We start from the raw sequence: 25,833 nt of genomic DNA on the forward strand, positions 1-25,833 counted from the left end.
GTCACTTCCGCCCTTTCATTGATTTGTCGACCGGAGTTTCAATCATGAGGGCCGTTTCCGTCGAAGAAGCCGTTGCGATGATCCCAGCCGGGGCGAGCATCATGGTTGGCGGATTCATGGGTGTCGGAACGCCGGAACGCCTGCTTGACGAAGTCGTCAGGCAGCAAAAGACCGGCCTTTCGGTCATCAGCAACGACGCTGCGGTGCCTGGGAAAGGCGTTGGCAAGCTGTTCGATGCGACACTCGTCTCGCGCCTCACCGCAAGCCACATCGGCCTCAATCCAAAGGCGCAGGAGCAGATGCTGGCCAACCGGCTTGCCGTCGAACTCGTTCCGCAGGGGACCTTCGCCGAACGCATTCGCGCGGGCGGATGCGGTCTCGGAGGGGTGCTCACGCCGACCGGCGTCGGCACCTTGGTGGCGGAAGGCAAGCGCCAGGTCGAGATAAACGGAGCGACGTTTCTGCTCGAAACCGCACTGCGGGCGCAATTCGCCCTGGTTCACGCATTTCTGGCAGATTACCTCGGCAACCTCTCCTACGCGCTGACGGCGCGCAACTTCAACCCCATCATGGCGATGGCGGCCGACACCGTGATCGTGACGGCGGAGCACATCGTGCCGGTAGGCGTCATCGCGCCCGACCATGTCGTAACGCCGGCGCCGCTCGTCGACTACCTCATTACGAACGGGTGAACCATGGATGCACAGACAGTCATCGCCCGGCGTGTCGCAAAAGAACTGCGTGCCGGCGACCTCGTGAATCTGGGGATCGGTATTCCGACGCTGGTGGCCAACTACGTTCCGCCTGACCTCAAGGTGTTCTTTCAGTCGGAGAACGGATTGATCGGCACCGGACCGATACCGGAGCAAGGCCTGGCTCACCCGCTTCTCACGGATGCCGGCGGACGCCCGATCAGCGCCCTGCCGGGTGCCTGCACCTTCGACAGCGCGATGTCCTTTGGATTGATCCGTGGCGGTCATGTCGATGTGACGGTCCTTGGCGGCCTGCAGGTCGACTCGCACGGCCATCTGGCCAACTGGATGATCCCCGGCAAGATGGTGCCGGGAATGGGCGGCGCGATGGATCTCGTCAGCGGCGCCAAGCGCGTTATCGTTGCGATGCAGCACGCTGCGAAGGGAAAATCAAAAATCGTCGCCAGATGCACCCTGCCGCTGACGTCAACAAGGCCGGTGAGCCTGGTTGTGACCGACATGGCCGTCATCGCTTTCTACGCCGGCCGGGCGACCCTGCTGGAAACCGCGCCGGGTGTCAGCATCGCCGAGGTCGTGGCCGTAACGGATGCCGAACTGGTCATTCCCGACACCGTCCCCGAAATGAAGATCTGACCAGGTAACGAACATGCGGATATTCAGCGACTTCAACGAGATCAAATCCGCCCTCGGCACCGAGATCGGCACAAGCGACTGGATCGAAGTCTCTCAGCAACGAATCAACCAGTTCGCGGAAGCGACCTGCGACGAGCAGTGGATTCATATCGACCAGGAACGCGCAAAGAAGGAGCTGCCCGGCGGCAGCACCATCGCCCACGGCCTGTTGTCCCTCGCGCTGGCGCCGCTCTTCATTCGGTCGGTGATTGGGCTGAAGGGTTTGCGCAACACACTGAACTACGGTGCGGACAGGATACGGTACTTGGCGCCGGTTCCGGCGGGTTCAAGGTTGCGCGGCCGCGTGACGGTTGCGGAAGCGGAGGACGTGCCGCCAGACGGCCTGCGCGTGAACTATCACCTCGTGATCGAGATCGAGGGCGGTAAGCGCCCTGCCTGCGTTGCCGAGTTGATCGCCCTGCATTATCGCTAGATGGCGCGTCGATCGCGTCAATCGATGATGTGATAGCCTCCATCGATATAGAGCACGCCACCGGTGATGAGCTTGGCGCCGTCGAGCGCCAGAAATGCGGTGGCGTTGCCGACGTCGTCAATGCTGACGAGGCTGCGCGACGGGGCCTTCGATTGCGCCTTGTCCATCAGCTCATCGAATTCGGGGATACCTGACGCTGCACGCGTGGCGAGCGGCCCGGGTGAGATCGCGTGAACGCGGATGCCCTTCGGGCCCAATTCCGCGGCCACGTAGCGAACGGCCGCTTCGAGCGCCGCTTTCGCCACGCCCATCACATTGTAGTTCTCCACCACCATCTGGCTGCCGTAATAGGTCATGGTGAACATGGTTCCACCATTCTTCATCAGCGGTTCGGCCAGATGGGCCATTCGCATGAACGACCAGCACGAGACGTCCATCGTCTTGAGGAATCCGTCGCGGCCGACGTCCACCACACGTCCATGGAGCGCCTCCTTCGGAGAGAAGGCGATCGAGTGCAGCAGGAAATCGAGCTGCCCCCATTCCTTCTCGATACGTTCGAACACCTGTTCCGTCTGGCCCTCGACCATGACATCCATTGGCATGAAGAGCGGCGCCTCCAATGCCTTTGCGAGCGGCTCGACGTGCTTTTTGGCGCGGTCGTTCAGATAGGTGACGGCGAGATCAGCCCCGAGCGCACGAAAGGCCTTGGCGCACCCCCATGCGATCGATTGGTCGTTGGCGATGCCGACGATCAGGCCTTTCTTGCCTTTCAAGGCGACCTTGGTATCCGGGAATACGGGAATCATGACACCCTCACATGTCTAACATTGGACGATGGCCTGTTCACCAGCAGCGACAGGGTGTGCTGGGCGATCATCAGTTCCTCGTCGGTCGGTATGACGTAGACCGGAATACGGCTGTCGGAACGCGATATCAGGCGCGCGTGGCGGGAATTCTCGGCTTCGTCGAGCGTCACGCCGAGCCACCGCAGTTGTTCGGCGATCCGCGCCCGGATACGCACCGAGTTTTCCCCAATACCGGCTGTAAAGACGAAAGCGTCCAGCCCCTGCAATGCGGCTGCAAGCATGCCGGCGTTGAGGCCGATCCGATAGACGAAATACTCGACCGCCAGTTTCGCCTTTGGATCCTCGCTCGTCTCCAGTTCACGCATATCGTTGCTAATGCCTGAGAGTCCCTTCAATCCGCAATCGCGGTAGAGGAAGTTCTGTGCCTTGGAGGCCGACATTCCCTTTTCGGAGATCAGATAGAGCACGACACCAGGGTCGATTTGCCCCGGGCGCGTGCCCATGGGCAGCCCGTCGAGCGCGGTGAACCCCATGGTGCTCTCGGTGCTGCGTCCTCCCTTCAGCGCGCACATGGAGGCGCCACTACCGAGATGCGCCACAATCACCCGCCCCTTTGCGATCTCGGGTGCGACCTGCGGCAAGGTCTTCGCGACATATTCATATGAGAGACCGTGGAATCCGTAACGCCGCACGCCCTCGGCATGAAGCTGATGCGGTATTGCATAGTAGTCAGCGACGGCGTCATGCGTGCGGTGAAACGCGGTGTCGAAGCAGGCCACCTGCGGAAGCGCTGGAAAATTGGCCAGAAGCGACCGGATCGGGGCCAGGTTATGCGGTTGATGAAGCGGGGCCAGCGCGACGAATCGCTCCAGCCGGGCTACGACGCCGTGGTCGATCAGCACCGGCCGGTCAAAGTCCGGACCGCCATGAACGACACGATGACCGACGGCCACCGGGCTGATGCGAAGCTCGTCCCGCAGCCATCCGCCTGCGATACCCATCGCGGCCGGAAGGTCCGGAACGGCTTCGATCGGATAGACGCGGTCGGCCAGTGCATCGTTGTCCGCGCCGCTCGCCCGCAGGCGAGGACGACTGCCAATGCCATCCATCTGGCCCTTGATCAGGCGCCGCAGCTTCCCCTCTCCCTCGACCGAAAAGATCTGGAACTTGACGCTCGAGGAGCCAGCATTGACGACGAGGATCGTATCCATGGCGATCACGCGGCAACATTTGGGGCATGCTGGCGCCTGGCATTTGCATAGAGAGCCGCAACTGCGCAGGAAGCCATCCGCGCGCGCGCTGTGTCCGCACGCGACGTCAGGACGACGGGCACCCGGGCGCCGAGCACGATGCCAGCACTATCCGCCTTGGCGAAGTAGGCGAGATTCTTCGCCAGCATGTTGCCGGCTTCGAGGTCGGGAACGAGCAGGATCTGCGCCCGGCCGGCAACCTCGGATTTGATTCCCTTGATCCGTGCCGCTTCCACATCGATCGCATTGTCGAAGGCAAGTGGCCCGTCGAGCACGCCGCCGGTGATCTGCCCGCGATCTGCCATCTTGCAGAGCGCCGCCGCCTCGATCGTGGATGGAATCTTGGAGGTAATGGTTTCGACCGCCGACAGGATCGCCACGCGCGGTGATTTACCAAAACCGGCTTGCGTATAGAGATCAATCGCGTTCTGGATGATGTCCCGCTTGGCATCTAGATCTGGAAAGATGTTGATGGCCGCGTCCGTTACAAGGAGGGTCTCGGCATAGGCCGGCACATCCATCACGAACACATGGCTTATCCGCCGGTCAGTCCGCAGGCCGCCCACTTTCGCCGTAACGCTGCGCATCAGCTCGTCGGTGTGCAGGCTGCCCTTCATCAGCATCTCGCCCTTGGCGGCATGGATGAGCTCAACACCCTTTGCAGCTGCGGCCTCGCTGTGCGGAGCATCGACGATCTCGAAGCCGGAGATATCAAGGCCGTATTTGCTGGCCGTATCTCTGATTTTCCTTTCGGGCCCGACCAACACTGGCCGGATAATACCCGCCGCCGCGCTGTCGACGACGCCGCGCAGCGAGGTTTCATCGCAGGGATGCACGACAATGGTCGGCGCCGGCGGCACCGCCTTGGCCGCTGCGATCAGACGGTCATACTTGCTGGGAGAGCGCGCTTTTCCTGAATCAGCTGGCATGGCTTTCATGGTGTCGCTCCGGATCGTTCCAATTAACGCTACGATGCCTTCGCCTTGGGATCGAAAGGGGCGACGTTCGAAGCCCTATCCGAAAATTCACCCGCATCGACGCCGAACAGCTCGGCAACACGCTTCAGCCGCTTGGCGACCTCACCCGATATTGCGGCACTAGCGGACAGCACTTCGCGAATCGCCCCGAAAGCCGCCTGGCGTGCTTTTGCATTGTCGGGCAACAGCTTCGGTATCGCGGCCAGTGCTCCCTCCTGATCCAGCAGAAGCATGAAGAATTGCTCGCGAACCAGCACCTTGAACTCTGTCAGCGTTAGCCGCGCACCGGCGTCGCTACGGCGAACGTTGCGCAATGCTTCGAGGCTCCGCTCGTCCACCATCCCCCTCGCCGACCCGACATACAGAAGGCCGCGAATGGCCGCTTCGCGAAGGCCCCCTTCGCTGATTCTGGATTTCAGCTCCGCGATTCGCCTCTCAAGCTTTTCACGGTGTGAAGCAGACATTTCCTGCCGGCGGGATGGGGCCGATTGGGGATCGATTCCGACAGCTGCTTGCAACGCCGGCGAGCCGTAGATCGCAAGGAAGGCCGCCTCGCTGAGCGCCTCCTGCGAATCCCGCCAACTGTCCAGCGCATTAACGATTTGCTTGGAGACCTGCTCCTGAAAGGCAACGAAGGGATTGTCTGTCGAGACCTGCTTGCGATCCTCGCTCACCCGCTCCGCCAGCGACTTCACCATAGCCATGAGCGGATTCCGGCTGCTGAAAGCTTCATACTGAAGCCGCAACGGGTGCAGATTGCGCATCATCTCCGCCATCTGAGGCTTCACCATGCCCTTGATCCAGGGCTGGAGGAACTTCTGGTAGGCCGCGAGATTGATTTCCGATACGCGCTTGGCGGCGGCAAACCGCCGCTCATCCTCGGGGGAATTGCCTCCCATGGCCCGGATGTCGTCGAGCGTCCGCGCCTCGCAGCGCATTACCCACTGGCCGACGGCGAGATCGGCATTCGTCGTGTCGACGTCCTTGGCCTCGAAAGTTGCTTCGTAGAGACCGGGCGGCAAGACATCGATCAGATCGATATTGCTGGAAAATTCCGCATGTTCCTTCTTGGCAATGCCACCGGAAACGAAAATACCGAGATGGCCAACGCTCTCGTGAACCGTGTAGACGATCGTCTGACCGTAGGCCCTGATTTCGTTGACGTCGGCGTAGAGATCGAGGATCCAGTGCAATGCCTGTTGCGGCGGGGTTATATTGTCCCCCTTGGAGCAGAACACCACGATCGGCGATCTGATATTGCGCAAATCGACCGGCTGACCGTCAGACATCACGATGCGACCGGCAGCGAGATTATTGCCGACGAACAGTTCATCGACGATGAACTGAATTTCCTCGGCATTCAGATTGACGTGCCCGCCCCACCAGCGTTCGAATTCGAGGTATCGGTCGGCCTCGGTATCGACCTTTGAATAGACGTTGTACTGTTTGGTCCACAGCGTATTCGACGGATTCTGCCCCTCGAAATTTTGCACGAGCCAGGCGCCGTCGAATTTGCCGGCTCCGAGATCGCTCGTCAGCGCCGTTAGCCAACTTCCTCCCAGCAGGCCACCCGAGTACCGCATCGGGTATTTGCCATGCACGCCCGCCCAATAGGCAAGCGGCGCCCCTGCGATGATGACGGGTCCGAACAGTTCCGGCCGGAGCGATGCGAGGATCATGACGGCCCAGCCCGCCTGGCAATTTCCGATCACGCAAGGCTTGCCGTTGGCTTCCGGATGGCGGCTGATGACTGTTTCGATGAATACCGCTTCGGCGCGCGCGATGCGTTCGATCGTTTGTCCTGGCATCGGCTCGGGCAGGAAGCCGATGAAATAGCAGGGATGGCCCGCCTTCATTGCGACGCCGATTTCACTGTCCGCCTTGAATCCGCCGATCCCCGGACCGTGACCGGCGCGCGGATCGACCACGATGAACGGGCGCCGCTTGAGATCGATTTCGACGCCTTTGGGCGGAATGATGCGCACCAGCGCATAATTCACCGGTTCATCCAGCTTGCGGCCGTCAATGATCAACTCGGCTGCATATTGCAGGACATGCGGTGCCGTTTGCGCGATGTGTTCCCGGTACTGGTCACCGCGTCGACGCAAGACGTCCAGGAACAGGACGCTGCGCTGGCTCGCATCCATCATGTACTCTACGGCCGAAGCGACAAGCCCTGACATCGGGCCGCCCGGCAGCTTTGCGTTTTCCATCTGCATGTTTCGACCTCACTTGTCGCGAAGTTCACTCAACGAGCCTCGCGGCATCGAACGTTGATCTAGGTCAACGTTCGAAAGTTGGTTCGGCGATGTCGCGTCGGCACGATCGGTGCGTATCCAGGCGACCGTCAATTCCCAGGCCACGGAGAGAATGATCGGTCCGATAAAGAGACCGACAATTCCGTGTGCGAGCGTTCCTCCGATCACCCCGACGAAGATGACGAGCGTCGGCGTCGTCAGGCCGCGCCCCATCACGAGCGGTTTCAGGATGTTGTCGAGTATGCCGACGATACACAGGAACACCGTCATCAGAAGCGCAGTGGTAAAATCCTTGTCTATCCAAATCCAGATGATCACGGGAACCAGGACGATTGCCGCGCCGATCTGCACGATTGTCAGGATCATGACCACAAAAGCCAACAGGCCGGCGCCGGGAATGCCAGCCAGCTTGAAGCCGATGCCCGCTAGCAGTGATTGGATGATTGCGACGCCGATAACGCCCTGGGATACCGCGCGTATGGTCGTACCCGCCAGCTCCAGAAAATGTTCGCTCTGCTCGGGCACGATGCGATAGAGAAAGCCCCTGCCCGCCGCCACTAACTGCGAGCCGTAGGGAAAGAGAAAACCAGCCAGCGCCACAGACAGAAGAAACTTGAGCGTTCCCACGCCGGCATCGCCAGCGAGGCTGAGCATGGTGCCAGCCAACGGCTTCAGATGGGGCGCCACCTCGCGCAAGGCCGCTCGAATGTTGTTGGACGCTTGGTTCCAGAGCTCGAAGAACTGCGGACCGATGACCGGCCAATCCTTGACGCCCTTCGGCGGAGATGGAACCACCAGGTTACCAGCAACCAGAGTTGCGGCGAGATCCTTCACCCCTTCCACGGCACTCAAGCCAAGCCAGGTCGCCGGCCCGATGACGATGCCGAGATTGATGACGGTGAGAATTACCGCTGCGAGTCTCTGGCGACCGCCGAGAAGCTTGGAAAGGAGATTAAAGACAGGATAGAGCGCAACGGCGAGTACGATGCTCCAGGCCAGGATCGGCACAAAGGGACGGATGAGAACGAACGTCCAATAGATCAGGAAGGCGAGCAATCCTAGCCGGATCGCAAGCTGGATGAGGTCCTCTCCGGACCGGATCTGGCGAGAGGTTTTCAAGGACGCGCCTTCACCTGCGAGTGCGGATGCGGTCGTCAAGCTACCGGCTGCTTTTCGCCCTGAAGTCTTGATCCAGATCAAACGATCGCAATCCGGCCCGGGCTTCATCGGCGAGCGCCGAACGAGACGGCTGCACTTGTTCGCCAGCACACGAGGCCCAATGTCTGAGGCGATCAACTACACCGCACGCGAGCTCCTGCGCGACGGCAGCCAAGTCGAAATCCGCGCTCTCCGGCGGGAGGATGAAGCCGACATGCTCGCTGCGGTCGAAAGGACCAGCGCGCAATCCCTGCAGCGCCGCTTCTTCGTCATGAAGCGCCACTTCTCGGAGAAGGAGCGCGCCTTCTTCATGGACGTCGATTTCAAGAATCATGTCGCGATTGTCGCGCTAGCAGAGGAAGCCGGCCGTAAGGTGATTGCCGGGGGCGGCAGGTACATTGTCTTCGAGCCCGGGCGGGCCGAAATGGCATTTGTCGTCGTCGATGCTTGGCAGGGACGAGGCGTCGGCTCGATCCTGATGCGTCATCTCGCCAGGTTTGCGAACGATGCGGGACTGCAGGAATTGACGGCTGAGGTTCTGCCCGAGAACGCCGCGATGAGAAAAGTATTCGAAAAGTTCGGCTTCAGGCCCGCCCCGCACCGAGACCCGCAGACACTACATCTGGTGCTGAAGCTCGGTTAACGCGCGCTTCCAGTGCGACATTAACTCCGTCCCGACCTGAACCTGCGCGGGGCGCTTGGAGCGCGCTGCCGTGTCGAGAGGTAGCGGAAGGCACGGCGCGTCCGGCGCACCAGTTCAGGCCTACCTCAAGCCCAAGGGCGAGCGCCGGTAGCCGCTATTCCGGGCCTCATTTCTACATACGAAACTACCGGTATATCCCGACGCGTAGCGCCTCTGACCTTTCAGATAGTAGCGCCCTCTTCCGAAGTCGAGCCAGACGATCGTGTCCCCGGGACAATGGCGTTGCGCCTGCGATTCATAGCGGAACGGCGTGAGAACTTGCGCCATCGCGCTAGGTGGCGCAGATGAAATGAAGGCGAGAAACGCAGCGGAATAACCGTAAAAATTTGCTCGCATGTAGCGCCTGTTTCATCGACCTCAAACCGGTACACCGCGGCACCCTTGATCCCCATAGTGCGCAAACGATGTCGTTCAGCCACGCGCGAGACAGGGCGCGACGACCTCAGACCGGTCCGTGCGATCCGGGCGGGACCATATAGAGTGTCATGGCGAATATGACATAGATGAATATCAGCAGAGCACCAATGAACCATGCTGAGCGGCCGCTGTTCGTAACAAAGGTCGCCGTCACGGTAGCGATCATTACCATCGTCACTGCACCCGGCCAAAACTGCAGATCCATTGGTTTGGGCCCGACGACGTAGCTCAGGAGCACAAGCACTGGCGCAACAAACAGCGCGATCTGGGACGCGCTTCCGAGCGCGATGCTGACGCTCATATCCAGGCGGTTCTTGCGGGCTGCGGAAAATGCTACGGCCATTTCAGCCGCCGCACCGACCAGGGCTACGATGATGAACCCGACGAACGCCGGGCTCATCCCCAGCGTCGTCGCCGCGTGCTGCACCGACTCAACGAAGATTTCGCTTACCAGCGCCACCAACACGGTAACAACGAGGAGTGTTCCGACAGCCAAATTGATCGGCCACTTTGCTTCTCCCGCCTCGCCGTGATCCATGCTCGCAAAGAGTTCCTTGTGCGTCTTTAAGGAGAACAGCAGACTCAATCCGTATGCCACGATGAGCAGGATGGCCAAAGCAGCGCTGAAATTCTGGGCCATCACCTCTCCTCGGGCCAGATCAAGTTCGGAGACCGCCGCCGGCGCGAGTAGCGCAATCGTCGCCATCAACAGCAAGGCGGAGTACATCCTGCCTCCGGCGCGGTTGTATTCCTGAATGTGGTACCGGAAGCCACCCAACAGAAAAGACGCTCCGAGCATGAAAAGCGAATTGGTAACGATAGCGCCGGCAATCGATGCCTTCACCAGCATGTACTCTCCGGCGCGGAGCGCCGTCACCGCGATGATCAACTCCGTGAGATTTCCAAGCGTCGCATTCAGCAACCCGCCCACGGCATCGCCCGTTTTTTCGGAGACGGCTTCGGTTGCATGACTAAGTAGGGCAGCAAGCGGAACGATTGCGAGAACTGCGAGGACAAACAGGAGCGTATGGGAGGTAGGCACAACCCTTGCTGCGATCAGCACGGCCGGCACAAATATCAGCATCCAGAGCAACGGGGTATGGCGGATTTCCCTTAGCATAGGGTTCATGATGTTGGCTGCCTCCATGCCTGATCGTCGCCAAGGCGCATTGATGCGTGACGCGGCCAATGTCGGCTTGAGCCAAAATGAAGCGACAGCCAGTCGTCCATGATCCCTGCGGACATAGAGCGTAGAGCAAATCGCCGCCGCACCACTCTTGTTGATCTAGATCAACGGATGCCTGCGTCGGATCTGGACCAGTAAGCCTCGCGCTCGGCGGCGAGGAGTTCGCGGCCGTCGCGCAATCTTTTTGGACTGGCGAGGTTGCTATTGTCCGAGCGCTTCCTGGACATGAGGTTTGCCATGGCTGAAACACCCAAGCTCTCGGTCGAAAAGGCGCTGAAAAAACTGCGCGCTGCCGATGCGCCAAAATCCAAGAACGCAGGACTGAGCGAGAAAACTGAAGCGCTCGAAGACGAGATAATGCGCCTGAGAGCGCAAAGACTTCGCCTAGACCGGCACCAACGACGATCGGCCAAGAGTGATTGATATTATCGTTGATTTGCGCTGATGGGATGGTCTGGTCGTGCTCCAGCCCCGAAGCAAGCGATGCGGCAGCCCGTCTTCTGGATGGATCTGCGCTGCACGCAGCCGGACCTTTTATTGCTCGCCTCCGCGTTCCCCGGGAAAGCCAGATCCGTCCCGGCGGTTAGACCGGGACGGTGAGCGAGTTATAACAAAAGTGGTTGCGGGGACACGCAACCATCTCAAATTGCTTTTTGAGGCAGTAGCCTAAAGCGCAACGTCAGACGAACAATTTGGGAAGCGGGCGCTCCCCTAGGGAAGTCCGCGAATCCAACGCTTTCGACGTGTTACTGAGAAGTTTGAGGGAAAATGTGCCTCATTGATCTTCATGATGCTTCAGCATCATTCCCCAAACTACCTTGCCGAAGACAACGCGGTCAGCGGACCAGGCGGGAGAAGAGTCGGGGATCACTCTCGTTAGCATTTTTCGCGTGCTGTTCAGGGCGTCAAGGAGGCCCAACCGACCCATTGCGCGGTGCGCGCGTAGATCGGGCGGAGAATGCGCCGCCGCCATGACGAGGTGCTGATGCGAGACCACGATCTCGCGCACGCCGACCGGTTTGCCGTTCTCGTACTGGACGGTGACCTGGCTCTTGGAGTCCGGACCCAGCACCTTCTCGCGGCCCGAATGGCGGGCTTCCGAGATCAGCCGCAAAATCTTGTGAGCAGAAGATCGGCGCCGGCATCAGATCCGGCGTCTCGTTGGTGGCGTAACCGAACATGATGCCCTGGTCGCCGGCACTCTCTTCCTTCTTCTCGCCCGGCTGCAGCGCATCGACGCCCTGCGCAATGTCGGCCGACTGCGGATGCAACAGGATTTCGATGTCGGCTTTCTCCCAGTGGAAGCCTTCCTGCTCGTAGCCAATGTCCTTGATCGCCCCGCGTACCACGCTTTCGATCTGGTCGTTGGTGACCGACGCCGGGCCGCGGGTTTCGCCGGCGACACCACCTTGTTGGTGGTGGCGAGCGTTTCGCACGCTGCGCGGATCTGCCAGGGCCGGACCTCGGTCCTCGTGATGTGCCTTAGATGTCCCCAGCGCTTTATCCCAGGATGCCGGGCATGGCCTTGCCGGCTCGATTCCCCTCGCCTGCGGATTGAAACGACAATGTCGAGTCTGTGTCAGTAATCTTGATCATGCCGGAACGCCGAGCTTTAGCTGTCGTTCCCAGCTCAGTGCGTGCTGCACGATCTGCTCGAGATGATCGTGACACGATCTCCACCGCAGGATGGACTTCGCCTTTGCGTTGGATGCCACAAGGATAGCCGGATCGCCGGGCCTGCGTTCGCGCATCCTCACGTCGAAATCGACGCGGCAAACGCGCTTGACGACATCAATCACATCCAGGACCGAGTAGCCGCGGCCATATCCCACATTGCAGGTCACGGATTCTCCCCCGCCTCGCAGATACGTCAGCGCATCGACGTGCGCCTGCGCGAGATCGGCGACGTGCACATAGTCGCGAATGCAGGATCCATCCGCGGTAGGATAATCGCTGCCAAATACGTCCATGCCCCGCCGCCGACCCAGCGCTGCCTGCACCGCGACGTGTATGAGATGAAATGCCTCTCGCGTGGACTGCCCCGAACGCCCCGCCGGATCGGCACCTGCGACATTGAAGTAGCGCAGCGCACAATACCTGAGCGGGGTCGATGCTGCTGCATCCCGTAGCATCCATTCGATGGCGAGTTTCGAGCGGCCGTATGGGTTGATTGGGACCGTCTCGTTTTCCTCCTCAATCGGGATCGTTCGCGGCTCTCCGTAAACAGCGGCAGTTGACGAAAATATGAAGTGCGAAACGCCAGCGCGCTCGGCTTGTGAGATCAGCGCATGTGTGTTCACGGTATTGTTCAAATAGTATTTTCCGGGATCACGAACGGACTCGGCGACTGATATGCTGCCGGCAAAGTGCATGATTGTATCAACAGCGTGGTCCTGCAGGATCTTGGCGACCATCGCAGCGTCGCCGCAGCTTGCACGATAGAATGGCACGCCTTCCGGAACGGCGACCCGCAGACCCGTGGATAGATCGTCGACTACGACGGCTCGCTCGCCCGCATCCAGCAGGGCTAGGACCGCGTGGCTTCCAATGTAGCCGGCTCCACCGGTGACTAGCACGCTACCGCCATTCATCAATCGCGTCGTCCGGAAGTCCTGCATCGTCATTCACCTTCTGTCGGTCCTGGCCCAGTCGCGACCGTAAAACAGGCGGTCACACACGCCCGCTCCGCCCTTCCTGAGCAGAACTGGTCTTCAATCTTCCCAACAAGTAGGGCCAATGGCGATTTCGCCTGCATCGTCGACGCCAAGGAGCCTGTAGACTTTCCAGGTCATCAGAACTTTCTTGCAGTGCTGGCACCTGACCTCGTCGCTATCGCCCAGCCTTGGCGGAGGCGCGATAGAGGCAGAGCCGCACGCGTCGCATGCAAAGTCTCTTGCGATCTTCATTACGACCTCTTCGTTTCCCGGTGGAACCGGCAATCGTTCTGCTCCTGCGCCGGCTCCCATTCTGCTCCTCGAGCTGTCGAAGGTGGCTTCCTGCCCATTTTTTAGGCGCGACTTATTGATTTGTTCATGCATCTTGACGCTAATATTCGTCGGATAGAACGCCAGCTTATCGACAGAGATCGGCGCGCGTTCCGATTGGATCGCCGACGCGACCGACCGCAAAGGTAGCTCAGAATGCTCGCGGGCATGTTGTTCATGGCCGCAGGCTTTGCCTGCGGCGTCATTTTTCGACTCGGCGCTTTTACAATCGGCGTCGCGGCTCTCATTGCCGGATACGGACTGTTGCTCGGCTTAGCCAATACCTCCTGGAAGGTGCTGGCCATCGAGTTGCTGTTGGCGCTGCTTTTTCTGCAGGTCGGATACGTGGGAGCCGTCGTCGCGCGAATATTTCTCATAAAGCTGAAGGCTCGTTCGCCCGGATTCGCCCGGCTGCATGCGATTCTGCATGTCGCACGCGCGAGCAAGACTGACCATTCCACAAGCTGAAGCCCGGTTGGTTGCATGCTCCGCTCTACTTCTCACCCGATTGCGAAACGATGGTGGCGTAGTTCCCCGCGTTGAATGCCGTTGTCGCGACACCCTTGCGCGAGACTGACGCTGCGGCACCCGGCGCGCGATTGACCTCGACGCGAACAACGTCGCCAGGTTCCACAAGCGCTCCGTCGTCAGCCGGGAATGTCGCCATCGCGCCATCCTTGCGCCGCTGTATCCAGTAGGAAAGCGACTTCCCGCCGCTCTCATTTTGAGCCGTCCGCGGCGACGTCGTTGTTTCGGCGACAAGCGTTTCAGACGTATTTATCCGATTGATCAGTTGCTCGATGCTGGCCTTGGCCTCCCGCAGTTCGGACGAGGCTTTCGCCTTTCCGTCCTTGACCAGATCGGTCGCATCCCGCTCCGTCTTCCGCACTTCCTGCTGAGCCCGCACTAACGCTGTTTGCACGTCAAGCATTCCGCTTTGAATATCTGCGGTCGTGCGCTCCAGCGCGAACTGCCGAGACGTGACTGCAAGCCCCTTATCGACAAGCGCGCCGACGGTATTCAGCTCGCGCTGGGCCAGGGCGACCTGCTTCTCCTGTGTCGCCAGCTTGCTCCGCAGTGAGGTAATCTCCTTCTCATACAGCGATCGCAGTTCCGACAAGGCCGCGAGCTGCGATTGCAGCGCGTCGCGCCGGGTTATCAGGATCGTTGCCTCCTCTGCCAGGAGACTTCCGATGTCCTTCTTGTTGGCGAGCTCGGGCGGGAGAGTGATTGTGTTCTGCTCGGCAAGTTCAGCTTCGAGCCGAGCGCGGCGGATGTAGGTCCGCCACAGTTCCAGACGTGCAGCCTCGACGTTTCCTGCGGCGTTGATCTGCTCCCGCATCCCGGCTTCGCTTGGCCGATGCAAGCCGCCGGCTACGCCGACTGCCTGCAAGACGCTTAAGCCGGGACGAAAGCTGAATTCACCGGGGCGCTCCACATCGCCGAGCACGTAGAACGGGCGATACTGGACTATCTCGACCGCCGCTTCCTGGGCACCCATAAAGCCGGTGCGCTTGTACAGTTCTGCCGTGATCGCACGAGCGAGTTGATCGCTGGTCCGCCCTTCCGCGGCGATTTCGCCGATCATCGGCAAGGACACGCGACCCGCGGGATTTACGGTGTATTCCGCGCCAAGCGGCGTCCACTCGTAGTATTCGGCCTTGCCGGCACGCCATTCGACGACTTTCAGGCGCAGTTTGTCCTGAGGACCGAGAAGATATTCAGCGCTGAAAGCCGGTGTGGCGAGAAGTTGAAGCACGCAAAGGGCCGCAAGCCATGCGCCTACGCCCGGTGGTGTGACGCGATGGCTCCAAATCGAAGCCGTAATCCATGTCTCCATTGAGTTACGCGGCATGCGGTGATCCTCTGATTTCATGGCGGCAGCATTCCTTCATTCCGCTTCGTTGCGCTGACGAAAGCTGCAAGACGAGCAGCGATCTCCGCGAGGACCGGCGGCAGCGATCGCGTAAGACTAGTCAGGAAAGCGACATCACCGGGCTCGACCGCGTTCACTACGCGCAGCCCAACCACGTAGACCGCCGCCCCTGCGGCAATCGCCAACGGTATGCTTGAAGGATGGCCGATAATCTTGATGCAAACGGATGCCGCCGCAGCGCTGGCGAGTGCAGCAGCGCAGAGCTTCAGAACCGCGACCACCGGAACGGTGAATCCGAGCCGCTGCACGACGAACCAGCAACCCAGACCGATCATCAACATCTGAATTGCCACCCGCGCGGAAGCGGCGCCCATCACGCCGAACTCGGGAATCAGCAGGAAGCCGGCGGCCAGCGCACATGCGGCGCCACAGAGGGAGCTCACAAATACGAAATCACTTCGCTCAAGCGCCTGCACCAGACTGGTGGCGACTGTCGACAACACGCTTAGCGCTGCAACGGAAACAAGGATCATTGCCGCCGGCACGGCGGCGACGAACTTGTCACCATAGAGAGCCGGCAGCAGTTCTGGGATAATGGCAGCGGTGCCAAAACATATCGGAAATACGAGTGCCGCCAGAAGCCGAACCGCGGCAGCGAACTGCCCTCTCATGCCATCGAGATCGTCACGCCCGCGCTTCTCGGCGAGCGATGCCAGCACTGCGCTTGTCAGCAACATGGGGCCCTGAATGGCGAGCTGGGTCAGCGCCAGCGCAACTGCGAACATCGCCACCGAATCCATTCCCCAGTAGCGCTCGAGGAAGAACAGCTCGATCCGCGACCAGACAATGGCGCTGGTGACGTTGGCTCCCCAGCAGAAGAGGGCAAACGAGGTCACGCGCCGGCTCAGCGTTCGATCGATCGACGCCGACCCGAACATCGTTGACAGACACACGGCTGACGGAACCAGCATGCCGGCAGCGTAACCAGCCAATGCGCCCGTGATCCCGAACAACAGTGAACCGCCGATCACGGCGGAGACCTGAAGCAACAGCGAAACGCCTGCGATGCGCGCGGCCAAGGAAAATTCCTGCCGTCCCCTCAAACGAGCATAGGTGTAAGTGGTCAGCGCCTGGCCAACGACAAGCAGGATCATGAGGACCGCTAACGGCATTGATGCGCCCCTCGCCGCACCGCCGCTAAGAAACTCTGCAAGGGATTGGTGACCATACAGCCACACCATCATGCCGGCACAGATGGCCGCGATAAGCGCCGCAATCGCGAGCCGTCGCGAAAGGTTCCTGTCCAGATGGGCTGCCACGCTGTACTGTCCGCTCCCGTGCAAGAACGGCAGGAATCGTCCAACGGCAGACGATAGACCCAGATCGACGAACGGCGCGGCCATCCAGACAAGCCAGATGACATAGGCGACCGATCCCGTCTCGTTCACGCCAAGCGTACGAGCCACGGCAATGCTGCTGAAGAAGCTCGCAAGCGCAATCGCAGCTCCAGCCAGCGCGCCAAGCGTCGAGTTCTTCACGAACCTGGACATGCCGTGCGCCCTTTTCGATTTCCAGCTTGCATGTCGACGGCCCACTGCATCATAGGTCCCGACCTGTCGGGCCTCGGATTTTTGCCATGCATGACATCGCCATCATGCATCGCTATGGTTCTTTCGGGTCGGAGGCCTTCTCCTTCAGGGTATGAGGCGTTGACATGGTTACGCGAGTTCTTTTGCTGCTTCTTGTACTGGCTGGACTTCCAACGCTCGGGCGCGCCGATACCGGCGACGAACTCGATCTTTCGGATCTCATACAAACCTTCAGCGAGGATTTTGACGCGTTGGACGTGTCCGCGTGGGGACCGGGAACGCGCTGGATCGCCCACACGCCGTGGAACGGCGACTTTGGGAGCGCGGCCTTCGCCGATCCGAAGCCGGGCTTTCCATTCACTACGCAGGACGGCCAGCTCCGCATCGAAGCCGCCAAGGGCGTGGATGGTAAGTGGCGCGGCGGGCTTCTGGCGTCTGTCGATCGGGAGGGAAAAGGCTTTGCGCAGCAGTTCGGATACTTCGAAATGCGGGCCAGGTTTCCAGCGGGCAAGGGCCTTTGGCCCGCCTTCTGGCTGATCGGCCTCGATCGCTCTACTCATACGTCCGAGGTCGACGTGGTCGAGCACTACGGCCATATGCCCGCGCGTTACACCGCTTCGGTTCATGTGTGGGATCGCAAGGTGCCGAAAAACTCCCGCACGACGCACAAGTTCGTCGCGGTGCCGCCGAATTCCCTTTACGCAGACTTCCACACCTATGGTGTAAAGATCGACGGCGAGTGGACGCGTTTCTATTTCGATCGTCGTGAGGTGGGGAGCGTGCCGACGCCTGCCGAACATCATCAGCCGATGTACATGCTGATCGATCTTGGGCTTGGCGCCGGATGGCCCATCGACGAGGCACCAAGCCCGTCCTACATGTACGTCGACTATGTCCGAGCGTGGCAGAAGCGTTGAGGCAGTCATGCCGCAATCCTCGTGGCAACTGCCAGAAAGGCATCAATCTGCTGCTTGAAGTCGAGTTCCGGGCGGCGCGAATGCGCCAGCGCTGCCTGCTGTAGCTGCTGGTAGTACAGATCGTCGCACCACATCCGTCTCAACTCGGTGGCCCAGGTGCAGGCAGGCGCGTCATACTTGATGATGGCCCCGCCTGCACCGACCGTCTCCGGCAATGCGCCGCGATCGCTCGCCAGCACGGGAATTCCGCTGAACTGTGCCTCTGAAACGACGCGGCCCCAGGTCTCCGCCTCCCATTGGCTCGGCACAAGCAACACACGTGTCGAGGCGTAGATCGGCGACATGTCGTCGTTGCGCTCGACAAGTTCGACGTTGGCCAGCCTGCGGATACGCCCCTTGAGCAGCGCGGCCTGCCGCATTCTCAGGGGCCACCCCTTGACGAAGCGGAATCGAATGTCCGGACACTGCTCGGCAATCGCGAGGGCGACATCGACGCCCTTCTCGGCCACCGGATTGATGAAAGTGACGTAGCGACGATCACCAGCCAAGCGATAGCGCTCGGCCCGAAACACGGGCGGAATCACGCAGGCATGAATCCCGAACCGTTCGCGGAACCGTCCCGCAGTAAATTCCGAGTTGGCAATATAGGCGCAGAAAGGAAGACCTCCGCTGGTGCCGGTCCAACGCCGGCGGCCCATTTCAAATTCGAGCCCGTGCAGATAGGCGATCGCCGGCACGCCGCGGCGGACGAACGCCTCGGCGATCTCAACCATCTTCCCGTTCTGAACCACGACCAGACGAGGGAGAGGCAGCCCATCAAGACTGTCCCAAGGCTTGCGCGATCGGTAGACATCGTAGCCAAGCTGCCGGTCCACGCACACGTCGGTCCCACGAAGAAAGTTGGCGGCGGCTCGCAATGCGCCATCTACGCGCCGTAACGGCAACCGCGACAAGACGGACGTCTTGACTCCGCGACGGTTCAGTTCGAGCGCGAGCTCATGCGTATTGACTTCCAGACCACCGACGACGTGGGGAAGGTATGATGTGCCGCTGGCCAGCAGAATGCTCACGAGCCGCCTCTGTCCGAATTCGATCTCTCTACAACTCCAACAGCCTCGACTTCCGGCTGCCGTTTAGCGGTGAGATAGAGCCACATCTGCGTTCCAGTGCGCCGCTCGTTCATGAGTTCGACAGCGGTGCGCGGCATGAACTTCGAAAGCTCGGGGATGATCGCAGCGGGCAGGTCTGCAAGGGAACGTGGCCGCGCGACAATCTGCTCAACATTGTGCGTTTCCGAAAATCGCGCCTTCAACTTTTCGGTGCAGTTGGGCACGAACGCATCATGCGTCTCCACCAGGATGTCGGCATAGGACAAGCGTGGGACCTTGATGAGGTCCAGCATGTCAAGCTCTCCGCCTTCGATATCGGCAAGCACTAGGGTCGGACCGGAGAGTTCGGCGAGTTCGGCCCCGAGGTCATCCGGACGGCAGAAGCCCCTGAGCGTCAACCGGGAGCAAACGTCGTTCAGAACAGCCGCCCGCAGCAGGCCGGCATGATGCTCCAGGGCACCTTCGAAGGCTGTAACGCTCGTCCTTGGCATCTGCCGCAAGAATCCGATGGCGTAGTATCCATCAGCCGCACCGACGTTGATGATGCGCGGATAGCCGCGCGCAATCACCTGGCGCACAACGTCATGCAGCTCCAGCTCCTGCGTGCCGAGAAGATAACCGAGCAGATTCCGGCTTGAGACCGGGGTCAAGCTCAGGTGCATTCCCGTAAACGGGCCGGACAGCACCGTGTTAGCCGCGCGATGACGGACCAGGGCTGCGGCCGCATTCCAGCGGGGCATGGCAAGCCAGCGCAGCAGAGCCCGGGCTGACGACGGAAGCAGCCTCCGATAGGAGCGGTAAACGCTCATCGCGACAGAAGAGGATTCGATGGCATTCCACGTTGCGTGCTGCATGACTAGCGTCTCCTTCTGTGGACCATGTCGGCGTGGAAGGGCGTGCCGGATGACAACTCTGGACGCGACGGCTTCAATGGTAATGCAGCTCCATTCCAGGCTGCAGTCACCTCACTAGGCCTCCCGCCCATCGAAACGGCTTTCGATCGAACAAATCGACGCTTATTGAACAATGCACTGACGCGTCGCAATCGCCTGCCGATCGGCTGCTCGACGAAATAATGGATCGCGATAGCTGCCAGGATAGCCGCGACGGCAGACACGGGGACGAACATCCATGATTCGCTTTTCCCGAAGAACCACCACCAAAGCTTCTCCGCGGCAATGATCGCAAAGAAATGGAACAGATAGAGGCTGTACGATGCATCTCCCACCTGCACGAGTCTTTGGGTGAGCCATCGCGTGTCGTCTATCCGCACCGTGACACAAAGGACGACACAACTCGCACTGATAACCCAGAAAGCAGCGATCCACTCAATGTCAGCGGGATAAGTGCCAACAAAGACTGCAAACAACGTGACATCAACAGCGAGAAACGCGGCCAGCGCGATCAAGAGGGCCGCGTGACTGCGAGCGGTATCCGCGATCTTGAGCCAGCGAGCGGCCACTCCGATCAAGACGCCGACACCGAACAGCAGGATGATAGGATCGGAATAGAACGTGATCAGGCTCGTGGGGGAGCGCGTATCGGCAATCGGCTTGAAGAGCGTTCCGGTCAAAACAACTCCTGCCATCAGAGCAATCAACGCCGCCAATCCCTTCCTGCGCGACAGCAACAGCACCGAGGCGAAAGCCGCGTAGAACATCATCTCGTAATTCAATGTCCAGCCTACGCCGAGCGTCGGACGCATCGCCGCCATCGGACCTGGCTCGACCGCAACCGGAATGAAAAACAGCGAGCAGATCAGCTTGTGGGCGTCGAGCCCGGCGCCGTGATGAAGGCGCAGCGCAACTTCAAGCGCGGTGGCCAGCCAATAGATCGGAACGATCCGGATGATGCGGCTGGCGATGAACTGCCTCGCGGCGCCGGGACGAGCAAAGTTGTCGTAGTACGTGTACGACATGATGAAGCCGCTGATGATGAAGAAGATCCAGACGCCAAGGATGCCGATGTGAATCGCGATCTGACTGGTCAACGGATCGGTCGGGGCCCATTGGGCTTGCCGCAAGATTGCATGAGAAACAAGGACCAGGAGCGCCGCAACGGCACGCAGGATCTGGATCGCAGCAAGCTTGTTCATCGCGCTGCGGCCTCCTGCAGGGCGTCGCTATAGTGCGAAACAAGTCGTTGCGCCCACTCGCTCGGGCTTAGCGAGAAGCGCGCGGCGTTGGCGTACGCCAGACCGCTCATCGAAGCAGTCAGCTCGTCGTTGGATGCCAGGATCGACAGTACCTTGCTGAAAGCACCCCGATCGTAAGGATCGCAGGATATGCCTGCTCCGACCTCCGATAGCTCGTCGGCGATCATCGCAAAACTGGAGACGACGACCGGAAGACCACTCGCGAGCGCCTCGAATGCCACCAGGCCGAACGGCTCACGGTAGCGGCTCGGCATGACCAGGGCCCTGGCATCGCGGGCGAGTGCGTGCATGTCATTTGCGCTCTTCCACCCGGTGAACTCCACGTCCGGATAGATCCCGGCAAGCTTGCCCTCGAGCGGACCGCTACCTATCACACGAACGGGCACGTTCGCGTCGCGGGCTGCCGCGAGAAGAAGGTCGACACCCTTGTCCTCCTCGAGCCTGCCAACGAACAGGAACACCTTGTTTCGCTCGGCTTCGATGCGTCGCGGGTGCCACGGCGTAACCGGGTTGCGCAGCGTCGCAAGCTTCGCCCGCGGAATTCCACCGCGTTCGAGATGCGGCAGCATGCCTTCATGAACCGCTAGAACTTTGGCACCCGACGCTAAGTCGAAGACTGCGCGACGAATTTCCTGTCGGACAGATCGCCAGAGCTTGTGGGTATAGTTGCGTCGATCGCACGAGCTGAGCAGGCACGACGCGCTCATCGGCCGCAGCGCGCAGGGACTTTCGTTGCGGAAGTTGAAATAGCCGCCGTTCGGACAAACCAAGAAGAAGTCATGAGCATTGACGATCAGGCGCTTTGCAACTGGACGCAGCGCATGGAAAACCGAAGGTGATAGTACCTTCGACCAGCCATGCAGATGATAGATCGTGCCCAGCGTATCGTTGGTGGCAATCCAGGCGGCCATTTTTTGTTCGGCCGAGACGTTGTACAGCCCGTCCAGTGCCGCGCGCGGCAATGCCTTTCGGAGGATATGCTCACCGCCAACAGCCACGACATCTGCATTGCGCAGCCGGGGCTCGGAGTGCAAGCCATCGTCGCCAGTGAAGTAAGTAACCGGAATGCCACTGCCATCCAGCAATTCCGCGGAATGCAACGCCACATTCGTGGCGCCTCCACGCACTTGGGATACATCGTTGATGATGACGACACGATCCGGCACTGGCCGCGCTTTTAGCGACCCGGATGCCGGACGAAAGTGGTCAACCACCTGCAACATACATGTATCTCACAAACTCAAAACGCGTTTCGGTGACAGGCGGCCGGCCAGCAGGTCGAGCAGCGCACGAATGTTCCCTTTCAGTCGACCCGCGCGATCGATGTAGGGCTCCGGGCGAAACGTCTTGGCGACGTTGGCCACGATGTTGCGGCTCATGAGCTTCAGCGCCTTGCTGCTCGAGCAGGTGCCCTTGCGAACCAGATAGAGCGGGTTGGAGACCTGCGAGTAGCCAAGCCGGCGACCCGATTGACGGCTGGACTTCACGCCGAGGTGTACGCCGCGCGCAGCACTGATCTTCACAATCCGGCCATATGCCGCCATGCGACGGCTGAAGTCGACATCCTCCAGCCAGCCGTAGAGTGGCAGGATCTCGTCAAACTCTAGCCCCCTCGCGCGCACCACGTCGATGCGTATCGCCATGTTGCAGCCGTAGGCGTTATAGACGTCCTCAATCTCCAGCGTTGGCTCCGCCTCACCGTCTCGCTGCAGCGTCTTGAGCGCATCCTCGAAGGCGAGCCCGGGACCACGAATGCCGTCGGCGACAACATGTCCGGTGCCAACGACAACATCGGGCCTGCTCTTAAAGATCCGTTCGACAGTCTGAAGATAACCGGGACAAGGCACGAAATCGTCGTCGAGGAAGACCACGACGTCAAAGGCCGCGCACGCCCTGAGGATCGCATTACGCTGTATCGTCAGGCCCCGATCACTGGTGATGCAGCGAAGTCCCGGATGCCCTGATTCGATCCCTGATATGTCGGCTGGAGACGGGCCGCAAACAATGACAGCATCGGCACTACGCGTCTGCACGCGCAAGCGCTCCAGCAGCCGCGCAAGAATGAGCGGGCGACCCGACGTTGCAATACCCACGACAATCCTGAGCGGCGGATGCTGCGCGCGTTCTTCCGACCAATTGGCGCTTGTGCCATTCATCCAGCCGCCTCCGCAGGTCCGAGCGGCTTCCTGGCGTATGCCCACACCATGATGGGAACATCCGGCTCGTTGCGCAGTGAGCCGAAGAAACCGCGCTTGCGCCATGCGGACAGGTTCGCCTTGAGGCACGAACGATTGCCCCAGGCGAAGGTCTGGATCCCAGCTTCGGGAAACCCTGCCTCCTGCAAGAGGCAGGAAAGCCCCTCGGACGTCCACCGGTTACAATCGATCGGCGATGGGTGATAGCGAACCAGAAACGGCGTGGCGATGAGGAAGTGGCCGCCTGGCCGCACCATCGCATGTACATTGCGAGCAGCACGGGCCGGCCACTTCAAATGCTCAAAGACCTGATCGGCGATCACCAGATCAAACTGATCCGGCAGGGCGTCCTTGCAGATATCAAACGCCGGATAGCTCGTGCCCGTAAACGACTCGAAGGCAAACCTGCTTTTCCATTGCGAGCCGGCCGACACCTCCAAAACACGAAGTCGCTCCGGTCCCAGCCGTGCGATAAACTCGAACGCATGTCGATACATTGCCACACGCACCCAGTCAGTCGTGTCATAGCCAATCGCTTCGAGGTACCTTTTCATCACCGCCTTGAGCCGGGGACGACTTCGAATGGGCGACAACACAGGAGTTGCTGAAGGTTCGACAAATGCGCTAGCGGTCATCACTACCTCTCTCTCTGCCCGGCGATCGTCATGACCAGGTCTTCCGAGCAATTGCGGGCACGCGGTTGAGAACGGCACCGAGCACCTTGCCGCCTGCAAGATTGAGTTCGATCAGGCCGTCTCTTGTCTGGTCGACCGTCGTTTTCCCGAAGTCGACTACGATGATCACCTGGTCGACGTAGGGAATGAGCAGCTTCCAATGATCCGACGACAGCAGCGCTGGCAGATCGACGATGATCCGTTCGAACTCCAGCCGGGATTCCGTGAGTACTTCCGCCGTCCGTTCTGTCAGGAGCCGATTGGTTTCGCTCGGCTGGAGGTAACTTTCGGCAGACGGCAACAATGCCAATGCAAGAGCGCCAGGCTCGACCGCTTGCTCGGACTCCTGTCGTCCATCCGGCTGCGTTTTTGTCGCCGTTCTGGCGACCAGTTCCTGACTCAATGTCCGGCTGTCAGCGCAGCTATCGACCAGAATGGTCCGTGCGCCGCTTCGGGTGTATTCATTGGCCAGGCATGTCGCAACCGTCGTCGACCCCTCCCCTTCGCAACACGCAATCACGCCGATGCATAAGACATCCGGATTCGCCGTTAACGACGCGATAGTTGTTCTTATCCTTCGAAGATCGATCTTCACCGAAGTGCTGAGGCGGCCGGCCGCAATCCTGCTCAAGGTACCCGCAACGTCTTGGGTCGTCGCGTTCCTGCTGAACCACCGCAGCTTCCCCTCCCGCCAAATGCTCGCTTCTGAAAGATCATTGATCGCGCCAAGGGGGGTTACTCCGACAGTCGTGCTGAGCTGCGTTAGGGAGCGAACGGTACGATCGCCAGTGAGGCGTACCGCCGCAAACGCCGTACCGCTCAATCCTCCCAGAATAACCGCGAATGCAAGAACGAGCGTGGTGCGCGGGCTGCTCTTGCCCAGCGGGGCCGACGCCCGAGAAATGATTCTCACGTCAGCGTCCGGATAGCTGATGCGCTGCAGCGTCTCGTTGTATTGGCGCTGGAAATCATCGTACATCCTGCGATAGCTGGTCGCGATGCTCTCGAGTTCTTCGAGCTTTGCTCGGGCGTCCTGGCTGGAAAGGGAGTCGCCGACAGAGCGGAAGCGGTTAACCCTGCGCGCCGCCTCGAACGCCTGCTGCTGCAGGGTCTCCAATCGCCCCGAGAGCCACTTGCCCTGCTCCTCCGCGAGCTTTGACTTGGCCTCGACTATCGTTCTGATGAAAGACTCAGCGATTTCATTGGCGATCTCTGCAGACGAGTTTGGATCGGCGGACGAGAAGGAAATCTCTATGACTAAAGACTGCCCGATTCGTTTCGTTGACAGTTTGCCAGCAAAGCGCGACGCAACTTCACGAAACTGCGTCGTATCTGGGGGACCCGCCTCCCCTGCTGCGGACGCCGTCGAAGTCGGAGTAATCCGCGCTAAGAGGGTTTGAACGAGCGAAGGTCCGGTCGCGAACTCCTGCCGCTGCTCAAGTTTCAGCCGTGAGATAACCGAATTGGCGACCCGGTCGGACTTGATTACCTCCATCTGGCTCTCAACGCGCGACTGATCCGACGTCATCGTCGCAGGCATCGGCGCTGCATTGAATAGTTCCGCCCCCCGGTTGGGGTCGATGAGGACGCTGGTCGTTGCCACGAATATCGGCGTCGCCAGCAGAAGATAGACCACGGCGGCAGAGACGGTCCCTGCGATGAAAACAGCAATCGTTTTGCGGTTCTCCAGGAGAAAGGCGGCAATGTCCCAGACACCGAACACTTTGTCATTCGATTCCGGATAGTGCGGCTGTATCATGA

General features: G+C 60.3%; 24 protein-coding genes and 1 pseudogene. 7 read left to right on the forward strand and 18 right to left on the reverse strand.

Annotated features, from left to right (window positions below; genetic code table 11):
- The first annotated feature begins 44 nt into the window (after positions 1-44).
- The 3 genes from AC0QUY_RS19755 to AC0QUY_RS19765 are packed head-to-tail and all read left to right on the forward strand — an operon-like array spanning position 45 to position 1,818.
- The gene (locus AC0QUY_RS19755) at positions 45-692 is read left to right on the forward strand and encodes a CoA transferase subunit A (protein ID WP_475388030.1); all 648 of its coding nucleotides are present in this window, start codon (positions 45-47) and stop codon (positions 690-692) included.
- Positions 693-695: 3 nt separating this feature from the next.
- Positions 696-1,346 carry a 3-oxoacid CoA-transferase subunit B gene (locus AC0QUY_RS19760; RefSeq protein WP_475388031.1) on the forward strand — a complete coding sequence of 217 codons (651 nt, stop codon included), beginning with the start codon at positions 696-698 and terminating at the stop codon, positions 1,344-1,346.
- Positions 1,347-1,359: 13 nt separating this feature from the next.
- On the forward strand, positions 1,360-1,818 hold the full coding sequence (locus AC0QUY_RS19765; protein WP_161855149.1) for a MaoC family dehydratase: 459 nt from the start codon (positions 1,360-1,362) through the stop codon (positions 1,816-1,818).
- Between the two features lie 17 nt (positions 1,819-1,835).
- Here AC0QUY_RS19765 and fabI read toward each other — a convergent pair whose 3' ends face one another.
- The 5 genes from fabI to AC0QUY_RS19790 are packed head-to-tail and all read right to left on the reverse strand — an operon-like array spanning position 1,836 to position 8,228.
- The gene (gene fabI / locus AC0QUY_RS19770; RefSeq protein WP_161855150.1) at positions 1,836-2,624 is read right to left on the reverse strand and encodes an enoyl-ACP reductase FabI; all 789 of its coding nucleotides are present in this window, start codon (positions 2,622-2,624) and stop codon (positions 1,836-1,838) included.
- Positions 2,621-3,835 carry an acetate/propionate family kinase gene (locus tag AC0QUY_RS19775; RefSeq protein WP_161855151.1) on the reverse strand — a complete coding sequence of 405 codons (1,215 nt, stop codon included), beginning with the start codon at positions 3,833-3,835 and terminating at the stop codon, positions 2,621-2,623. Before AC0QUY_RS19775 ends, fabI begins: the two co-directional genes overlap by 4 nt.
- 5 nt (positions 3,836-3,840) lie before the next feature.
- Positions 3,841-4,803 (reverse strand): phosphate acetyltransferase, encoded by a 963-nt coding sequence (locus AC0QUY_RS19780; RefSeq protein ID WP_161856734.1) that lies wholly within the window; start codon positions 4,801-4,803, stop codon positions 3,841-3,843.
- A gap of 38 nt (positions 4,804-4,841) precedes the next feature.
- A complete protein-coding gene (locus tag AC0QUY_RS19785) occupies positions 4,842-7,070 on the reverse strand; it encodes a DUF3141 domain-containing protein (protein WP_161855152.1) in 2,229 nt (742 codons plus the stop codon).
- 9 nt (positions 7,071-7,079) lie between these two features.
- Positions 7,080-8,228, reverse strand: a complete 1,149-nt coding sequence (locus tag AC0QUY_RS19790; protein ID WP_475388077.1) for an AI-2E family transporter — start codon at positions 8,226-8,228, stop codon at positions 7,080-7,082.
- A 160-nt stretch (positions 8,229-8,388) separates the two neighbouring features.
- Here AC0QUY_RS19790 and AC0QUY_RS19795 point away from each other — a divergent pair, with 160 nt between their 5' ends.
- Complete coding sequence (locus tag AC0QUY_RS19795) at positions 8,389-8,910, forward strand: GNAT family N-acetyltransferase (RefSeq protein ID WP_161855154.1); 522 nt, start codon at positions 8,389-8,391, stop codon at positions 8,908-8,910.
- A gap of 120 nt (positions 8,911-9,030) precedes the next feature.
- Here AC0QUY_RS19795 and AC0QUY_RS19800 read toward each other — a convergent pair whose 3' ends face one another.
- Positions 9,031-9,306: a hypothetical protein gene (locus tag AC0QUY_RS19800; RefSeq protein WP_246738261.1), complete on the reverse strand. Its 276-nt coding sequence runs from the start codon at positions 9,304-9,306 to the stop codon at positions 9,031-9,033.
- 106 nt (positions 9,307-9,412) lie between these two features.
- Entirely contained in the window at positions 9,413-10,516 is a 1,104-nt protein-coding gene (gene cax, locus AC0QUY_RS19805; protein ID WP_475388078.1) for a calcium/proton exchanger, read from the reverse strand.
- A 294-nt stretch (positions 10,517-10,810) separates the two neighbouring features.
- Here cax and AC0QUY_RS19810 point away from each other — a divergent pair, with 294 nt between their 5' ends.
- A complete protein-coding gene (locus tag AC0QUY_RS19810) occupies positions 10,811-10,996 on the forward strand; it encodes a hypothetical protein (RefSeq protein WP_475388032.1) in 186 nt (61 codons plus the stop codon).
- Between the two features lie 352 nt (positions 10,997-11,348).
- On the opposite strand, the pseudogene AC0QUY_RS19815 reads toward AC0QUY_RS19810, so the two are convergent.
- Both AC0QUY_RS19815 and galE read right to left on the reverse strand, forming a co-directional pair.
- A pseudogene (locus AC0QUY_RS19815) lies at positions 11,349-11,754 on the reverse strand (hypothetical protein).
- Between the two features lie 411 nt (positions 11,755-12,165).
- Positions 12,166-13,164, reverse strand: coding sequence for a UDP-glucose 4-epimerase GalE (gene galE / locus AC0QUY_RS19820; RefSeq protein ID WP_161856736.1), 999 nt, complete (start codon positions 13,162-13,164; stop codon positions 12,166-12,168).
- Between the two features lie 549 nt (positions 13,165-13,713).
- Here galE and AC0QUY_RS19825 point away from each other — a divergent pair.
- The gene (locus AC0QUY_RS19825) at positions 13,714-14,025 is read left to right on the forward strand and encodes a hypothetical protein (protein WP_161855156.1); all 312 of its coding nucleotides are present in this window, start codon (positions 13,714-13,716) and stop codon (positions 14,023-14,025) included.
- A 25-nt stretch (positions 14,026-14,050) separates the two neighbouring features.
- Here the strand turns inward: AC0QUY_RS19825 and AC0QUY_RS19830 are convergent, their stop codons facing one another.
- Positions 14,051-15,433 (reverse strand): polysaccharide biosynthesis/export family protein, encoded by a 1,383-nt coding sequence (locus AC0QUY_RS19830; protein WP_475388033.1) that lies wholly within the window; start codon positions 15,431-15,433, stop codon positions 14,051-14,053.
- Positions 15,430-16,983 carry a lipopolysaccharide biosynthesis protein gene (locus tag AC0QUY_RS19835; RefSeq protein ID WP_475388034.1) on the reverse strand — a complete coding sequence of 518 codons (1,554 nt, stop codon included), beginning with the start codon at positions 16,981-16,983 and terminating at the stop codon, positions 15,430-15,432. The genes AC0QUY_RS19830 and AC0QUY_RS19835 overlap by 4 nt, the downstream gene beginning before the upstream one ends.
- Before the next feature lie 164 nt (positions 16,984-17,147).
- Between AC0QUY_RS19835 and AC0QUY_RS19840 the strand changes: the two genes are divergently transcribed.
- Entirely contained in the window at positions 17,148-17,939 is a 792-nt protein-coding gene (locus tag AC0QUY_RS19840; RefSeq protein ID WP_475388035.1) for a glycoside hydrolase family 16 protein, read from the forward strand.
- A 5-nt stretch (positions 17,940-17,944) separates the two neighbouring features.
- Here AC0QUY_RS19840 and AC0QUY_RS19845 read toward each other — a convergent pair whose 3' ends face one another.
- Genes AC0QUY_RS19845 through AC0QUY_RS19875 form a run of 7 tightly spaced genes read right to left on the reverse strand, consistent with a single transcriptional unit; the run spans position 17,945 to position 25,831 of the window.
- Positions 17,945-19,009 carry a glycosyltransferase gene (locus AC0QUY_RS19845; RefSeq protein ID WP_475388036.1) on the reverse strand — a complete coding sequence of 355 codons (1,065 nt, stop codon included), beginning with the start codon at positions 19,007-19,009 and terminating at the stop codon, positions 17,945-17,947.
- Complete coding sequence (locus AC0QUY_RS19850) at positions 19,006-19,902, reverse strand: class I SAM-dependent methyltransferase (RefSeq protein ID WP_475388037.1); 897 nt, start codon at positions 19,900-19,902, stop codon at positions 19,006-19,008. The genes AC0QUY_RS19845 and AC0QUY_RS19850 overlap by 4 nt, the downstream gene beginning before the upstream one ends.
- Before the next feature lie 2 nt (positions 19,903-19,904).
- Positions 19,905-21,143 (reverse strand): acyltransferase family protein, encoded by a 1,239-nt coding sequence (locus tag AC0QUY_RS19855; RefSeq protein WP_475388038.1) that lies wholly within the window; start codon positions 21,141-21,143, stop codon positions 19,905-19,907.
- On the reverse strand, positions 21,140-22,426 hold the full coding sequence (locus AC0QUY_RS19860; protein WP_475388039.1) for a glycosyltransferase family 4 protein: 1,287 nt from the start codon (positions 22,424-22,426) through the stop codon (positions 21,140-21,142). Before AC0QUY_RS19860 ends, AC0QUY_RS19855 begins: the two co-directional genes overlap by 4 nt.
- A 9-nt stretch (positions 22,427-22,435) precedes the next feature.
- Positions 22,436-23,359, reverse strand: a complete 924-nt coding sequence (locus AC0QUY_RS19865) for a glycosyltransferase family 2 protein (RefSeq protein ID WP_475388040.1) — start codon at positions 23,357-23,359, stop codon at positions 22,436-22,438.
- A complete protein-coding gene (locus AC0QUY_RS19870; protein ID WP_475388041.1) occupies positions 23,356-24,033 on the reverse strand; it encodes a methyltransferase domain-containing protein in 678 nt (225 codons plus the stop codon). Before AC0QUY_RS19870 ends, AC0QUY_RS19865 begins: the two co-directional genes overlap by 4 nt.
- A 28-nt stretch (positions 24,034-24,061) precedes the next feature.
- Positions 24,062-25,831: a GumC family protein gene (locus AC0QUY_RS19875; RefSeq protein WP_475388042.1), complete on the reverse strand. Its 1,770-nt coding sequence runs from the start codon at positions 25,829-25,831 to the stop codon at positions 24,062-24,064.
- Positions 25,832-25,833: the final 2 nt, after the last annotated feature.

It is taken from the genome of Bradyrhizobium sp. WYCCWR15520 (assembly GCF_056174665.1).

Coding starts and splice junctions, on each gene's coding strand:
- AC0QUY_RS19865 (WP_475388040.1), bottom strand. CDS start 23,359: ATGAATGGCACAAGCGCCAATTGGTCGGAAGAACGCGCGCAGCATCCG.
- galE (WP_161856736.1), bottom strand. CDS start 13,164: ATGAATGGCGGTAGCGTGCTAGTCACCGGTGGAGCCGGCTACATTGGA.
- AC0QUY_RS19855 (WP_475388038.1), bottom strand. CDS start 21,143: ATGAACAAGCTTGCTGCGATCCAGATCCTGCGTGCCGTTGCGGCGCTC.
- AC0QUY_RS19840 (WP_475388035.1), top strand. CDS start 17,148: ATGGTTACGCGAGTTCTTTTGCTGCTTCTTGTACTGGCTGGACTTCCA.
- AC0QUY_RS19870 (WP_475388041.1), bottom strand. CDS start 24,033: ATGACCGCTAGCGCATTTGTCGAACCTTCAGCAACTCCTGTGTTGTCG.
- fabI (WP_161855150.1), bottom strand. CDS start 2,624: ATGATTCCCGTATTCCCGGATACCAAGGTCGCCTTGAAAGGCAAGAAA.
- AC0QUY_RS19760 (WP_475388031.1), top strand. CDS start 696: ATGGATGCACAGACAGTCATCGCCCGGCGTGTCGCAAAAGAACTGCGT.
- AC0QUY_RS19810 (WP_475388032.1), top strand. CDS start 10,811: ATGGCTGAAACACCCAAGCTCTCGGTCGAAAAGGCGCTGAAAAAACTG.
- AC0QUY_RS19850 (WP_475388037.1), bottom strand. CDS start 19,902: ATGCAGCACGCAACGTGGAATGCCATCGAATCCTCTTCTGTCGCGATG.
- AC0QUY_RS19825 (WP_161855156.1), top strand. CDS start 13,714: ATGCTCGCGGGCATGTTGTTCATGGCCGCAGGCTTTGCCTGCGGCGTC.
- AC0QUY_RS19830 (WP_475388033.1), bottom strand. CDS start 15,433: ATGAAATCAGAGGATCACCGCATGCCGCGTAACTCAATGGAGACATGG.
- AC0QUY_RS19755 (WP_475388030.1), top strand. CDS start 45: ATGAGGGCCGTTTCCGTCGAAGAAGCCGTTGCGATGATCCCAGCCGGG.
- AC0QUY_RS19795 (WP_161855154.1), top strand. CDS start 8,389: ATGTCTGAGGCGATCAACTACACCGCACGCGAGCTCCTGCGCGACGGC.
- AC0QUY_RS19775 (WP_161855151.1), bottom strand. CDS start 3,835: ATGGATACGATCCTCGTCGTCAATGCTGGCTCCTCGAGCGTCAAGTTC.
- AC0QUY_RS19835 (WP_475388034.1), bottom strand. CDS start 16,983: ATGTCCAGGTTCGTGAAGAACTCGACGCTTGGCGCGCTGGCTGGAGCT.
- AC0QUY_RS19875 (WP_475388042.1), bottom strand. CDS start 25,831: ATGATACAGCCGCACTATCCGGAATCGAATGACAAAGTGTTCGGTGTC.
- AC0QUY_RS19765 (WP_161855149.1), top strand. CDS start 1,360: ATGCGGATATTCAGCGACTTCAACGAGATCAAATCCGCCCTCGGCACC.
- cax (WP_475388078.1), bottom strand. CDS start 10,516: ATGAACCCTATGCTAAGGGAAATCCGCCATACCCCGTTGCTCTGGATG.
- AC0QUY_RS19785 (WP_161855152.1), bottom strand. CDS start 7,070: ATGCAGATGGAAAACGCAAAGCTGCCGGGCGGCCCGATGTCAGGGCTT.
- AC0QUY_RS19860 (WP_475388039.1), bottom strand. CDS start 22,426: ATGTTGCAGGTGGTTGACCACTTTCGTCCGGCATCCGGGTCGCTAAAA.
- AC0QUY_RS19780 (WP_161856734.1), bottom strand. CDS start 4,803: ATGCCAGCTGATTCAGGAAAAGCGCGCTCTCCCAGCAAGTATGACCGT.
- AC0QUY_RS19800 (WP_246738261.1), bottom strand. CDS start 9,306: ATGCGAGCAAATTTTTACGGTTATTCCGCTGCGTTTCTCGCCTTCATT.